Genomic DNA, 13,741 nt, shown 5'->3' on the forward strand with positions numbered 1-13,741 from the left:
GGCCTGGTGGTAGTGACGGATCTCGTGTGTTGTACACCCTTATTGGATTGGTTGTGCAGCGAAGAGGTTCCAGGAAATAGCTCCACCGTATAGACCGTACCCGAAACCGACACAGGTGGTCAGGTAGAGTATACCAAGGCGCTTGAGAGAACTATGTTGAAGGAACTCGGCAAATTGCACGCGTAACTTCGGAAGAAGCGTGACCCCATTGTACGCAAGTATAGTGGGGTGGCACAGACCAGGGGGTAGCGACTGTTTATCAAAAACACAGGGCTCTGCGAAGTAGCAATACGACGTATAGGGTCTGACGCCTGCCCGGTGCTGGAAGGTTAAAGGGAGGGGTGCAAGCTCTGAACTGAAGCCCCAGTAAACGGCGGCCGTAACTATAACGGTCCTAAGGTAGCGAAATTCCTTGTCGGGTAAGTTCCGACCTGCACGAATGGCGTAACGACTTCCCCGCTGTCTCCAACATAGACTCAGTGAAATTGAATTCCCCGTGAAGATGCGGGGTTCCTGCGGTCAGACGGAAAGACCCCGTGCACCTTTACTATAGCTTTACACTGGCATTCGCCAAGGCATGTGTAGGATAGGTGGTAGGCTTTGAAGCAGGGACGCCAGTTCTTGTGGAGCCATCCTTGAAATACCACCCTTATCTTCGTGGATGTCTAACCGCGGTCCGTTATCCGGATCCGGGACAGTGTATGGTGGGTAGTTTGACTGGGGCGGTCGCCTCCGAAAGAGTAACGGAGGCGCGCGATGGTTAGCTCAGACCGGTCGGAAATCGGTCGTCGAGTGCAATGGCATAAGCTAGCCTGACTGCGAGACTGACAAGTCGAGCAGAGACGAAAGTCGGTCATAGTGATCCGGTGGTCCCGTGTGGAAGGGCCATCGCTCAACGGATAAAAGGTACGCCGGGGATAACAGGCTGATGACCCCCAAGAGTCCATATCGACGGGGTTGTTTGGCACCTCGATGTCGACTCATCGCATCCTGGGGCTGGAGCAGGTCCCAAGGGTATGGCTGTTCGCCATTTAAAGCGGTACGTGAGTTGGGTTCAGAACGTCGTGAGACAGTTCGGTCCCTATCTGCCGTGGGTGTAGGAATATTGACAGGATCTGTCCCTAGTACGAGAGGACCGGGATGGACGTATCTCTGGTGGATCTGTTGTCCTGCCAAGGGCATAGCAGAGTAGCTATATACGGAATGGATAACCGCTGAAGGCATCTAAGCGGGAAACCAACCTGAAAACGAGTATTCCCTATCAGAGCCGTGGAAGACGACCACGTTGATAGGACGGGTGTGGAAGTACAGTAATGTATGAAGCTTACCGTTACTAATAGCTCGATCGACTTCTTCGTTCTCATTGTTCATGTCCATCAAGACGTGTTAAATTAAAGTGAGCTTCAAGCTCTCCAGCTTCTCGAAAACAACGTAAGTTGTTGCGTTTTGCCGACCTGGTGGTTATTGCGGGGCGGCTGCACCCGTTCCCATTCCGAACACGGCCGTGAAACGCCCCAGCGCCAATGGTACTTCGTCTTAAGACGCGGGAGAGTAGGTCGCTGCCAGGTCTGCTAAACGCAACTCAAAGCTTACAAAACATCTTCTCATCACAAAAAGGGCCTCGATGCCCAACACGAGGCCGCTATCAAAGCGGCTTTTTGCGTTTAAGGCCAATTCTTGGACTAATGCCGTCCTGCCATTCCGAAAAGCTAACTCTTTGAGGGCTGATAGATCGGGAAAACTGGCAAGTTCAGGAAACGCGAGACAAATTGCAACCCAATTTGCTCGGCACAGATCCGTCAATCGCTAGAGCGATCGACGTAGTCGCGACAAGTTCTGCGAACTTGCGCTGGTTCGGACAAACTGCCATGCAGTTTGCCTAGGGGTATTTTGCCTTTGGCAAAAACCTGGAAATACGGACAAACTGTTTTACAGTTTGCCTAGGGGATGCAAACACATCGTGTTTGCTCTGTCGCGACAAGTTCTGCGAACTTGCGCAGTCGGTATTTTGCCTTTGGCAAAAACCTGGTAACGCGGGGTGGAGCAGCCCGGTAGCTCGTCAGGCTCATAACCTGAAGGCCGCAGGTTCAAATCCTGCCCCCGCAACCACTGAAACTTGTAACAGCTTCCAGTCAGTTTCCGCCTCGGCGAGAACGGCGCGGAAGCGTTCAAGATATGCCAGCTTCTCGGACTGATCATTGAACTCACCCGCCCTGACCCGGCGGGCGAACTCGTTTCTATGCTGCTCAGCGAGACCGGCACTGTATTCCTGAAACGCCTGCACCGACGCGAGGACTGCGGCCAGATGGCCGTGAATAGTCAGATCGGCCGATTTACGATCCGCAGAGGGTGCGATGACCACTTTTTGAACCAGTTGCCTCAGGAAATTGAAATGTCGCTGGACGTCATCCTGTTCGCTTGCGCCGGTGCGCACCATTGCTGTCAGGGCTTCGATGGCGGCGGAATACATGGATGGGTTCGCAATAAAAGTCTTCGGCTGCCCACTTCGCTTTTTGGTGGTTCTTGCCAGGCTGGCCTGAAGCTCCTCACGCTGGGTCTGGAGGTCGTCGAGCATCTTGTTGAATGCTTCGATCTGCGGTTGACCATTCATGATGCGCTCGGTGATCTGACCGGCGATGACCTCCTGCTTGCGTGACACGTCCACAAGGTGTGCCTGCAGCTTTTCCCGATCTCGCTCGCCGGCCTTCCTTGAGGCTGACAGCTGCCTGTTGATCTCGTCCTGGATCGATGCCGTGCTCTCGACTGAAAGCAGCCGCGCGGGGATTGCGTCGAGGATTCGGCTTTCCAACTCGTGCCGACTGATCGTTTTGGAGTTGGGGCAAACGATGTTGTCCAGATGTTCGATCGGTAATTTCTTCTGACGATTGGTACAGCCATAACGATCCTTCGCCATGATAGCGTACGGTCCGTTGCAATGCTGGCACTCAAGCAATCCGCTGAGCAAGTAGGATGGACGGTGGGTTCGATTGAGTCGGTTGGTCGTCGTGTGGCTGAAACTCGCCTCAACTTCCATCTGACGTTTCTTGGCCTTTGTCCATAACTCGTCGGACACGATCCTGAGCTCTGGTACGTCGCCGACCACCCACTCGCTTTTGTCATTCATCCGTGCTTCACGGTTCTCCGTCTCGGGGTTCTTCCGGAAATTGCGCCGGTTGAAGACCAGACGACCAATATAGGTCTCGTTGTTGAGAATGCCGGCACCACGATCTCGATGGCCGCGGATTGCCGTGTCGCGCCATTTAAGCCCACGAGGACCTGGTACGGGGGGCAAACGTCCATTGAGTTCGACAGCCAATTCTTTTGGTGACCTTCCGAGCACGTATTGCTCGAAAATCCATCGGATAATCTCGGCCTGTTCTTCGTCGATCTCCCGTTCGCCGGGGATACGATTGCCTTTAGCGTCATAGATGAGCTTTGCACGATACCCGTATGCAATCCCGCCTGCTGCCCGACCTTTGGTTACTGAGGTCTTCATGCCCTCGCGTGTCCGGAAGCGGGTTTGCTCGATCATCTCATGGCTGATGACGGCGCGGAAGCCGAGTTCCATGTCGCTGATCGCGCCACCTTTATCCACTGCCCAGAGTTCAACACCGTGATGGCGCAACTGCTTCAGAATGCCGGAGCTGTGCTCCATGTCGCGCGAAATGCGGTCAACTGACATGCAGAGTAGAATGTCGACACCACCGCCCTTGATCCGGCGCAGCACGGCCTGGATGCCGGGCCGTGACTTCAGCTTTGTTCCGGTGATCGCCCGATCCTCGAAAACTTCAATAATGTTCCAACCGCGTACACGCGCAAATTCCCGGCCGAGCGCCACCTGTGTCTCGATGGTTTGCTCATCCTGACGATCGGTCGAGAAGCGGGCATAGAAGAGAACGGTCTTGGTCATGATGGCTCTACACGGTATCAGGGTTGACGAAACCTAGAGGGAAATTTTCCCTTTCCAAGCCGGCGCGCGAAATTTGTTGCGCGCCGGCCTGGATGTAACGAACCGATCAATTGGTTGCCGAGCGGTAGATGCCGGACTCGAAAAGCTCTAGTGTTCCGTAGTGTCGGCGCATGCCGACGGCATCCACCAGAATACCGGCGCTCTGCTTGATCCGCAGCAGGTTGAGGACGAAAGGCGTTTCGAACACGATCCCGAAATACAGATTGTCCGTTGCGTCGCGCCAGGTCGGATCAATCACCTTGTCATCCGCGTCGACGAGCCAGGCGTGTTGCATCGGGATTGGCAGTTCGGCGTCCATTGCATAGCCTTCGGCGTAGCGGACGCTGTTATCGCCTGAAGCCAGCCGTTCGATGACCATCTGCGTGGCGTTATCGAAGCATTGCTTTGCAGGACCGCGAGTGAACCAGGCGGGATTTTTGTCCGCTGGCTCGAAGGTCTTTGCGTGTTGCAGCAAGGCGGTTGCCGGTCCAAAGCCGCGCTCCATCTCGGCGTTCATTTGGATAAACGCAAGGAGGCGTTGGAGATAGGGATCGGCGGCCGCGTCAATTTGGTGGCGGGGGTTCAAGGCGTCAGTCATGATGGTCTCCCTGCGCATTGCGCATCGTTGTTCTTCTGAAATGTCGGAAAAAAACGATGACGGAGCCGTGTGGCCGGCATTTACCGTCGAGAGCTCTCTGACGCAGAATCGTCTCTCCCTCACGCTCACATCCGCTTGGGCGACACTGTCGTGACTGATCAAATAATCAATGCTGCCGAAATGGCAAGGGAAATGGCAGGAGTGTGCGCAGCGATCTCGCGGCTTGGTTAAGAGCGGCGTCTGTTTCGTTAACCATACCGGAGCTCTTTGTTCCGGGTGTGTTCTAACCGGCTTGCCGGAGGCGAATCTCCGGGCTATGTCGACGGTGTCCGCAGAACTCGAATGACTGCAGACACTTAGCGGCCCCCGCCGGTGCTACCAACACCTACGAGGGCCTGACCCGCAACCTTATGTTCGAAGGAATTGGGCTATGTCGACCCATATCTGCTTTGCTTCCAGTGGGGAAGCTTCTCCGTCTACTGATCCTGTTGATGAGCGCCTGTTGCCACAGCGCTGGTTGGCGTCTCGTGTTTTTGGTGGTGCCTTCGCACTGGCAACCGCCTGAGGCCACTCAACTAAACAGCCCTGACTTCGAATAGCTTTGATTGAAGCTTGCTGGCTGCCGGATGCGGAAATCATTTCCGCGTCGGAGGCCGTGCGCCTGAAGTCCGCGGTCTGATTGTCATCGTCAACAGGAGCAATATCATGACGACCATTCTTTCCGGTGCGCCTGGCGCGCCAGCCTATCCGCGTGCCGTCGATCTCGACGCCCTAAAGCTTCGCTTCGACATTCTCATCGGCGAACTGTCTGCGCAGCCGTTCTCGGCGGGTGCACTTTCCAACGCGCTTGCCGGCGGCGTCAATGAAGCCGCCGCAATCCTGCGCGCCATTCCGATCCAAGAGGGACGGCTGCTCGAGCGTGGTATCGGCATCATCGCGGGCCTCAACCCCGATCTTGTGGTACTGACGCAAAATTTGCGGCTGCCGGTCACCAAGACGGCGCTAGAACTCGTCGAAAAAAATGACCCGAAGCACTTTCGGTCGCTGACGCTGGATGCCGATACTGGTGGGCGCAAAACCTATACGCCGGACCTGATCCTCGTGAACAAGACGACGAAACTCGCTCATGTCATCGACGTAAAGCGCAGCCTCGGCTTATACGAACTCTCCCGCATCAATGACCTGAAATCCCGCATGCTGGCGGCGGCACTCGTCGTGCCCGATCTTCTCTATCGGGAGCATCATCGGCTTGTGGCTGAAGAAGTTCGCGTCGTCATTCTGAACGCGGAAAACCAGCGCTCCGACATCGACGGTGGTGTGTGGCCGCTGAGTAATCTCGATCATCTGGTCGAGGTTAGCGGGGCAGGCAAGGCGCTTGGCATGCTGCGTGAACGCTTCCATGCCAGGATCAACGAGAACTGGACACTGGCAAGGCATGCCTTTTCCCCAGGGAGACAACCTGATCGCCGTGGTAGCATAGCCGACATCGCCGACGCTGAGGGAAACGCGGTGCTGGGTGCAAGAGAAGAGCCGGTTACCGAGGCCCACCAGATCGCCGATCGTGGTCAAATCCGCGTCGGCTTTGCCCGCAGTCCAAAGGCCGGCATAGGCTGAGCGGCCCCACCAATCGTCTTTCCACTTTCCGCTCTATCATTCACGCCGGACTATCAAGTTCGGCGACAGGAGACGTCTGCCATGCGCCGACCCACGTCCAATGTCATCCCTTTCCCCAACAATCCTCCAGAACAGGTTCCCTCACACCCCGTGACGACCAGCCGGTCGAAGCGACTTGCAAAGTTGCTGGATGCGACCAGCCAGAACACGACGTCCCGGTCGCAGGTCATTCCTCAGGCCATTGCAATGTGTGCGACAACGCCTGCAGCCTTGCCCGATCCGGCCATCGTCGCGCAGGTCGTGATCGGTTTTGCCCGCCGCAAAGGCATTGCGATGAGTAGCGTTCCCAAAATCTTCCGAGAGCAACTGCTGGCATTGTGTGCCGCTGGCGATCCAACGGCGCTGATGTTGCGTGATTGGCTCGACGGCAATCGCAAGCTACTCGCCATCAAAGGGGTGTCGGAAGCTGGTGAGGCCCATGGAAACGGGGAGGACGCATGATGGAAACCCTCACTGATCGCATCACCCGCTACCTGCTTGGCCGTATCAGGCGGTTGTCCGTCCTCGATCTCTACGAGCGCGCCGCCGTCGTCGGATTGCTTGAGGCCGACTTCATCGTCGAAGGCGATGAGACATCAGGCACGGTCTGGCGTGTCCCGGAGCAATCCTTGCGCCTGCTCGACGCTGAGCCGGTCAAGGCGCGCGCCGAACTCGAGCGGCGTCTGGGCAAAGCGCCATACAGAACGACGACCCTCGACGTGCTTTTGCAGGACCTTCCAGGAGAGCCGCCTCGTGAAAAGGCTCGCTCTGCCCGGAAGGCCACGAGCAAACGGAAGACCTCGACCGCTGCTGCCCGCCTGAAGCCGACCTCGGGCGATGCAATGTCGGTTCCGGAAAAGTCGTCATCGACGTCCAGACAACTCTTGGCGCTCCTTCGCGAGCACATTGCGCCGCCAAGCGTTGCCCATGCTGCGGTGGCTCTGCTGGTTGCCCGTGCCGTTGGTACAAGCGTTCCCGACTTGACGGCGCTGTCAGCCGTTCTTCGGCAGCCAGGAGCCTTTGTGCTCATCAAAGCGCCGGTTGGCCGGTTCGAACGGCGCTTCGGTCTGATGCTCGAGGACGGGTTGATCCTTCCGTACTGGACGAAGCTCGAAGATGTGCATCGCAGCAGCCCGCTCTCGGACGGATATGGTGATCGCCGCCGCGGAAAGACCCGCAAGACGATCAAGACCCTTGCCGGCAGCGATGTGCCGAAGGCCGTCGAACGCTCGCTGAGCCGGTTCCTTGTGGATGTCCTGATTGAGCGTTCAGTACCCGTCGTCCTTGCCGATGAAACGCAGCCCGCGCTTCCGCCATTTGTGTCGATGACCGCCGACATCGTGCTTGAGGCTGGTGGACTCGATCATGAGCTGATTGCCGAGCTTCTGCATATTTGTCTCGGCATTGCGCCAAAGCAGTCGTTGCAACGTATGGAAAAGATGGCGCTTGAACTGGAAGGTTTGTCTATCGACATGCTGGCACTGGCCATTCGTCCAGGCCGCGGTCTCGAATATATCCTGTCGGTCCTCAAGGTTCTCGGTGAGCGGTCACGTTCCTCCAAACAGTCGGATGATGATGGCGATCATGGCTCCGGGAGAGGCCGTGACCGGTCAGGCCGACCGAAGGTCAAGAGCAGGTTTTTGATCGAGGACGGTGATGATGAACCAAAGTCCTTGGATGGGATCGACGTTGTTCGGCCTGTGAAGCCTGCTGAGGCATCAGGGAAGGAAGACAGCGGCAGCGTAGCCGCTGATCCGACCAATTCGGAACACAACCGTCTGCGTCCGCTGCGGGTTGAAACACTCTCGGGCTATGGCGAGGCTCAGGATTGGGCGCTCGATCTCAAGACAGACCTTCAGCTCTGGCGTAACGGTGAGCTGGCCTGGAATGAGATGAGCACGAAGCTGATCCTGTCGGGACCGCCCGGCACCGGCAAGACGACCTATGCCCGCGCGCTCTGCAACAGTTTGCAGGTTCCGCTGCTGGTGACGTCCGTCGCTTCCTGGCTTGAGCCTGGATATCTCGGTGACGTCCTCAAGCGCATGTCCAAAGCGTTCGAACTGGCACGGGAAAATGCGCCCCTCATCCTGTTCGTGGATGAGATCGACAATATCGGCAGCCGATTTGGCGGGAGACGGGAGCAGCATGATGACTACTGGCGGTCGCTGATCAATCGGCTGCTTGAGCTTCTCGATGGCACGACAAAGACCGATGGCGTGATCGTTGTCGCGGCGACAAACCTCCCCGAAAAGATCGATCCGGCATTGTTACGGTCAGGGCGACTGGAAAAACATGTCGCGATCCCTATGCCGGATACCGAGGGGCTGGTCAGCATTCTGGCTCATCACCTCGGGGCCGACCTGGCTGGCGTGTTGGCAACGGCACCGTCGAGCGGCTCCAAAGCCAGTGAAACAATGCGGTATCTTGCCCATAAAGGCGGCGACACCGATGCCCTGAAAAAATCCAATCAAGGAGTATCGCAAGATGTCTGAAGCCAATCAGTTGGTTATACCAAACCAGCATGCTGATCTTCGACGACTGGCATTGCTGGCGTCCGGCAGTACAGGAGCCGACATTGAGCGGCTCGTTCGGGACGTCAGACGAAAAACCAGACGGCAACAGCGGTCCCTGACCTGGGGCGATCTCGAGCATGCCCTGCTGGCCGGCCAGATGAAACTCTCCGACGAGGTGCGCTGGCGTATAGCGGTCCATGAAGTCGGTCATGCAATCGCGTTCTGTGACACCGGGATTGCTGAGGTCATGACCGTCAGCATCGGGATCGGTGGGATGGGGCAGGTGGTCAGCCGGCAGCATCACCATCTCCTTCAAACCCAGGACTGGCTGATGCGGAGTATTGCCTGTATGCTGGCGGGCCGAACGGCAGAGCTTCTGACATTTGGCGATACTGTCGCCGGAGCGGGTGGTTACGACGATAGCGATCTCGCGCGGGCGACCGACCATGCAGTTGCTGCCGAGACCCGTCTCGGGTTCGCCGAGCAGCAGCCACTGCTTTATCGGTCCGTGGCCAGCTCGATCAATGAACTCAGCCTTGATCGGAACCTAGCGGATCGGGTGAATGCTCGCCTGATGACCGCCGAAGCGACAGCGCGAAAACTGCTGGAGAACAGGCGGGACGAACTTATTGCGATTGCCGAACGGCTGAAGGACGTCGGGGTGATGACCGGCGAAGAGGTCAGGGCGCTGCTCAGGACCTCAATCGAGCCTGAAACCTGAGGAAAATGGTCGGAGTGGCTCCGAAACCGCGATTCCGACCGGCGCCACTCCGATTCCGAATTCCCGAATGCCGATTCCAAAATCGTGGAGATCGATACCGATTTACGGAAGCGCGATTCTGGCGCCGGTCCCGACGTCGTTCGGGCGGGGGCGGGTGACCCTTGGTCGGGATGCGTCAACCTGATCCGACAGCAACCGGCTTTACATTGGATGACGTCATCTGCACGTCAGCTCACGTCGAATCAAGGTAGGCATACCCTGTCCGACGTTCCCGGCAATTCGAAACACATCATCTCAATTTACCCTTCCGCGATTCCTGATCCAATTTTGTCGTTGCCAATGTCTCGAATGCCGATTCCGATGCAAACCACGTTTGCGCACGGGCGGTTGATCTCCTGGCCATCCAGCCTCCCCCTCCGAAATGTCAACGCAGCCAGCCGAGCTTGTTCCTTGCATCGCCCACACCGACACTGAGGCTCCACAACAAGGAGACAACGAAATGACCAGGAAATCGAAGAAGCAGCGCAACGCGGAGCAGGCGGTTCGCCAGCAGAGTGTCAGAGACGAGGCCAAGGCCAGACGCCGTCCGTCTCGTGACGATCTCGCGCGAGTGCTACTGTGGCAGATGATCGTGGCGGCGCAACGACGCGAAGATGCACCGCTCGCTCTGGACAAGCTGTCGGAAGCCATCGTCGTTGACCTGGAGCGCCAGGGCTTCGATGTCCGAGAGAGTGAGGACGTCTTCGAAGGACTGGCCGATCGGTACTCGGATGGACTGTTTCCGTTCCGGCCCAAATGGCATCTCAAGTCTCGACCTATGGTCCGTCAACCATGATGTTGATGGCGGTGTAATAGAGAAGTAGGCTCTCATTTCTGCTGAAGGCTGACAGTATTACACCGCAAACGGCGATTCATAGATTCCCAGTGTCTTCCCCCCATTACTCCTGATAACGGGGTTTGCAGAGGAATCGAAAATACTGAGATCAAGCGGACCACCACAAATTCCATTGAGGTTGCGCTTATATTCACGAACACGTTTAAGTTATCGAAAGCCATTTGTATAATGTTCGGCTAAGAACAGCGTTGTGTGAATCAACTGAGAATCGCTTGTTCATGATAGACAAGATAGAGGGTTAGACTTGAACTACACCGAAACCATCAGTGACCCTCACGACAACTTGTTGCCCGGAACATTTGTCCGCATACGTTCGAAGAACTGGGTCGTCGAACAGAGTGGCAGACTTGGAACAATACCATTCCTTGATCTCATCTCAGTTGAGGATGATGCGCAGGGTGAAGCTCTTCGCGTAACGCTTAGCTCAGAGGTTGACCGGCAGATTATTGATCCGAATGATTGGTCGACCTTGTTTCAGACCAAGTTTGAGGGCCCCGAGCGCCTTGGTGCGTTTTTGAGAGCGACCGAGTGGCGGACTGCATCTGCGGCTGATCGCAAGCTGTTTCAGGCTCCATTTAGAGCTGGTATTCGCCTCGACGCCTACCAGCTTTTGCCCTTGGCTAAAGCCCTGGACTTGCCTCGCGTAAATCTCCTTATTGCAGACGATGTTGGTCTCGGCAAAACGGTGGAGGCAGGCCTCATCGTCCGCGAACTTCTTCTGCGGCGTCGAGTTGAGATCGTGGTCGTTGCTGCTCCTGCGTCGATGCTGCTCCAGTGGCAAGATGAGCTCTCACAGAAGTTCGGTCTCGATTTTACGATTGTTGATCGGGAGTATTTGTTAGAGACACGCCGCACCCGTGGCTTTTCAGCGAATCCCTGGAGCGTTGGCTCACGGTTTTTGGTCTCTCATAGCGTCCTGTCCGACGAGACGTACATGTCGGGACTGCGGGACCTACTAGGTGAATTCAAAGCACGATCCTTGCTAATCCTTGATGAGGCTCATCATGCTGCACCCTCGTCAGGAACGGTATGGGCTACCGAAAGTCAGATGACGCGCGCGGTACGGCAGATCGCAGGCCGTTTCGAGCACCGGCTTTTCCTATCAGCGACGCCCCACAATGGGCACTCGAATTCCTTCGCTACGCTTCTGGAGATTCTCGATCCGCAGCGATTTACTCGCGGTATCAACGTTGATGCGAAGGAACTTGAGCCAGTGATGGTGCGGCGGCTGAAAGAAGACCTGCGGTTATTGGGGCAGCCGTTCCCGGAACGTATCGTTAAGCCGATCAAAATCGAGAACCTACCGAACAACGCGCCGGAACTGACGCTTGCGGCTATGCTGGACGAGTATCGTTCTTCGTCCACCGGTGGGACGCGAGCGCGCTTTCTATTCGCCAATCTGCAGCAGCGTCTATTCTCGTCCATTGCGGCGTTCGACCGAACGCTCAGAACACATCGGAAAACACTGAACCGGAAGCGAGACGAGGCTGCCTTGGGCGGAGATGAGGCTCTCGAACTTGTCGAAGACAATGATCTCATTGATGTAGCAACCGTCGACGCACGCGGCGAACTTGGTGATCTCGATGCCGCAATCGCTCATGTAGAACGAATGTTGGCAATTTCCGGTGCAGCCAAAGATGGCCCCGACGGTCGGATAGAAGCGATTCTGGACTGGATCGAGTCCGAGATGCTGGACGGTGATAGCCAGTGGCGTGACCGTCGTCTCATCTTGTTCACGGAATGGGATGATACGCGTCGTTGGCTTGTCGAGCGACTCAAAGAAGGCCTGCTAAAGCGTAGAAAAAACAAGATCGAGCTCGATGGGCGTATTCTTGTCTTCACCGGTCAGACAAGTTTGGAAGAGCGTGACTGTATTAAGATCGCATTCAACGCTCCTTTCGTTCAAGAACCGGTACGTATCCTCGTGTGCACCGATGCCGCACGTGAAGGCTTGAACCTACAGGCGCGATGCCATGACCTTGTACACTTCGACCTGCCCTGGAACCCGTCGCGCCTGGAACAGCGCAATGGGCGAATTGACCGAAAACTTCAGCCCTCGAAGACGGTGAATTGCAGCTACTTCTTCTATACCCAGCGAGAGGAAGACCGTGTTCTCGATGCGCTTGTCCGAAAGACCGAGACGATCCGCAAGGAGCTTGGCGCGTCGGGTGAGGTTCTTCGCCAGACAATTGAAAAGCGTTTGTCCCGAGATGGTATACGCCGCGGCGAGACCCAGCGCATTTCCGACGAGATAGCTTCTGAGAATACCTCGAAGGTCTCCACGGCGGAAAAGGAGCTTGGCGACGAACAGGAAAAGCGTCTTGCTCGCCTGAAGGACGAGCAAGACCGGCTCCAGCGCTTGCTTGAGCAGGCCCGTAAGCGGGTAGGCGTCGAAGGGGCAGATATTCGCCAAGTGGTGGAAATTGCTCTTAAAGACGATGATGCGGTCCTCTCCGCAGGAGAATTCAGCGTTCCGGAGGCCGTGGCGCTTGATCCTCAGCATCCTGCATTTGCCAAGGACCGCAGTTGGGCAACTCTGTTCGACGAGCTAAGGCCAGGTCGACCGGGAAAACCGTATGAGCGAGAACGTTGGCGGCAGAGAACACCTGTGCGTGGCCTCGTTTTCGAACCTCCCTATGTGAAGGAGGGGCAGCCTGAGCCGCAAGACGTGGTGCAGCTCCACTTGGAGCATCGCTTGGTCAAACGCCTGATCTCTAGGTTCTCTTCGCAAGGATTTCGGTCCAACATTGGCAGGGTGACAGCCATCATCGGTCCCGGTGCTCAGCCCCGTGTCGTTTTGGTAGGCCGCCTATCGCTTTTTGGGCCGGGGGCGCGTCGGCTGCATGAAGAAATCATTCCGATCACCGCGGCGTGGCGTGATGTTCGTCGCAATGAAGCACCGCTGTCCCCGTTTGCCGAAGCTGGAGAGACGACAACGATCACTCAATTGGATGATGCTCTACGAACCGGGCATACACCGATCCAGAGCGTGATCGATCGTCTCGAAAAGACCGTCGAGTTGGATATCCGTGATCTTCGTTCACACCTCGAAGCCCGCGCGGAGGTTTCCGAGAAAACCGCGCTCGCTGAGTTGGCGGAAAACGGTCGGCGTGAGGCTGAAGCCATGACCGATCTGCTTAATCGTCAGATTCAGAAGGTTCGTGAAGCCATGCGGGAGAAAAAGGCTCCGGACCAGTTCGCCTTCGATTTCTCCACCGAGGAGCAGAAGCAACAGTCAGAGAAGGAAATGAGGCAGTTTGAAGCCGATCGCCGCTCCTGGGATGAAAAGTTGGTCCGTCTGCAGCATGACCTCGATAACGAACCCCAGAAGGTAAAGGACGGTTATGAGGTGAAGGCGCGTCAGCTCGAGCCGCTCGGTATCGTTTATCTCTGGCCTGCCACGAATTGAGTT

Annotated in this window: 9 protein-coding genes, 1 tRNA gene, 2 rRNA genes and 1 pseudogene (1 of these 13 cut by a window edge); 11 read left to right on the forward strand and 2 right to left on the reverse strand. The window is 56.5% G+C overall.

What is annotated here, in order from left to right; genetic code table 11:
- The 4 genes from PYL13_RS01685 to PYL13_RS01700 form a co-directional block, all read left to right on the forward strand.
- Positions 1–1,358, forward strand: a 23S ribosomal RNA gene (locus tag PYL13_RS01685); it begins 1,443 nt to the left of the window's first position.
- A gap of 95 nt (positions 1,359–1,453) precedes the next feature.
- Positions 1,454–1,568, forward strand: a 5S ribosomal RNA gene (gene rrf, locus PYL13_RS01690).
- A 464-nt stretch (positions 1,569–2,032) separates the two neighbouring features.
- Positions 2,033–2,109: transfer RNA gene (locus tag PYL13_RS01695), tRNA-Met, on the forward strand.
- A 130-nt stretch (positions 2,110–2,239) separates the two neighbouring features.
- Positions 2,240–2,656 (forward strand): hypothetical protein, encoded by a 417-nt coding sequence (locus PYL13_RS01700; protein WP_275640309.1) that lies wholly within the window; start codon positions 2,240–2,242, stop codon positions 2,654–2,656.
- Positions 2,657–2,794: 138 nt separating this feature from the next.
- Here the strand turns inward: PYL13_RS01700 and PYL13_RS26915 are convergent.
- A pseudogene (locus tag PYL13_RS26915) lies at positions 2,795–3,910 on the reverse strand (recombinase family protein); the annotation flags it as partial.
- 106 nt (positions 3,911–4,016) lie between these two features.
- On the reverse strand, positions 4,017–4,547 hold the full coding sequence (locus PYL13_RS01710; RefSeq protein WP_275640311.1) for a hypothetical protein: 531 nt from the start codon (positions 4,545–4,547) through the stop codon (positions 4,017–4,019).
- Between the two features lie 430 nt (positions 4,548–4,977).
- Here PYL13_RS01710 and PYL13_RS01715 point away from each other — a divergent pair, with 430 nt between their 5' ends.
- The 7 genes from PYL13_RS01715 to drmD all read left to right on the forward strand — a co-directional run bounded on the left by PYL13_RS01715 (position 4,978) and on the right by drmD (position 13,738).
- On the forward strand, positions 4,978–5,112 hold the full coding sequence (locus tag PYL13_RS01715) for a hypothetical protein (RefSeq protein ID WP_275640312.1): 135 nt from the start codon (positions 4,978–4,980) through the stop codon (positions 5,110–5,112).
- 140 nt (positions 5,113–5,252) lie between these two features.
- Positions 5,253–6,161, forward strand: coding sequence for a hypothetical protein (locus tag PYL13_RS01720; RefSeq protein WP_275640313.1), 909 nt, complete (start codon positions 5,253–5,255; stop codon positions 6,159–6,161).
- A gap of 81 nt (positions 6,162–6,242) precedes the next feature.
- Positions 6,243–6,662, forward strand: coding sequence for a hypothetical protein (locus PYL13_RS01725; RefSeq protein WP_275640314.1), 420 nt, complete (start codon positions 6,243–6,245; stop codon positions 6,660–6,662).
- On the forward strand, positions 6,659–8,692 hold the full coding sequence (locus PYL13_RS01730; protein ID WP_275640315.1) for an ATP-binding protein: 2,034 nt from the start codon (positions 6,659–6,661) through the stop codon (positions 8,690–8,692). Before PYL13_RS01725 ends, PYL13_RS01730 begins: the two co-directional genes overlap by 4 nt.
- Complete coding sequence (locus tag PYL13_RS01735) at positions 8,685–9,434, forward strand: ATP-dependent Zn protease (RefSeq protein ID WP_275640316.1); 750 nt, start codon at positions 8,685–8,687, stop codon at positions 9,432–9,434. Before PYL13_RS01730 ends, PYL13_RS01735 begins: the two co-directional genes overlap by 8 nt.
- Positions 9,435–9,933: 499 nt before the next feature.
- The gene (locus tag PYL13_RS01740; RefSeq protein ID WP_275640317.1) at positions 9,934–10,269 is read left to right on the forward strand and encodes a hypothetical protein; all 336 of its coding nucleotides are present in this window, start codon (positions 9,934–9,936) and stop codon (positions 10,267–10,269) included.
- A 346-nt stretch (positions 10,270–10,615) separates the two neighbouring features.
- Complete coding sequence (gene drmD / locus PYL13_RS01745; RefSeq protein WP_275641346.1) at positions 10,616–13,738, forward strand: DISARM system SNF2-like helicase DrmD; 3,123 nt, start codon at positions 10,616–10,618, stop codon at positions 13,736–13,738.
- Positions 13,739–13,741: the final 3 nt, after the last annotated feature.

Source organism: Agrobacterium sp. Azo12 (assembly GCF_029193765.2).
GTDB lineage: Bacteria > Pseudomonadota > Alphaproteobacteria > Rhizobiales > Rhizobiaceae > Agrobacterium.

Bases quoted from the DNA above. Each gene is read 5' to 3' on its own strand.
- PYL13_RS01700 (WP_275640309.1), top strand. From the start codon at position 2,240: ATGCTGCTCAGCGAGACCGGCACTGTATTCCTGAAACGCCTGCACCGA.
- PYL13_RS01710 (WP_275640311.1), bottom strand. From the start codon at position 4,547: ATGACTGACGCCTTGAACCCCCGCCACCAAATTGACGCGGCCGCCGAT.
- PYL13_RS01715 (WP_275640312.1), top strand. From the start codon at position 4,978: ATGTCGACCCATATCTGCTTTGCTTCCAGTGGGGAAGCTTCTCCGTCT.
- PYL13_RS01720 (WP_275640313.1), top strand. From the start codon at position 5,253: ATGACGACCATTCTTTCCGGTGCGCCTGGCGCGCCAGCCTATCCGCGT.
- PYL13_RS01725 (WP_275640314.1), top strand. From the start codon at position 6,243: ATGCGCCGACCCACGTCCAATGTCATCCCTTTCCCCAACAATCCTCCA.
- PYL13_RS01730 (WP_275640315.1), top strand. From the start codon at position 6,659: ATGATGGAAACCCTCACTGATCGCATCACCCGCTACCTGCTTGGCCGT.
- PYL13_RS01735 (WP_275640316.1), top strand. From the start codon at position 8,685: ATGTCTGAAGCCAATCAGTTGGTTATACCAAACCAGCATGCTGATCTT.
- PYL13_RS01740 (WP_275640317.1), top strand. From the start codon at position 9,934: ATGACCAGGAAATCGAAGAAGCAGCGCAACGCGGAGCAGGCGGTTCGC.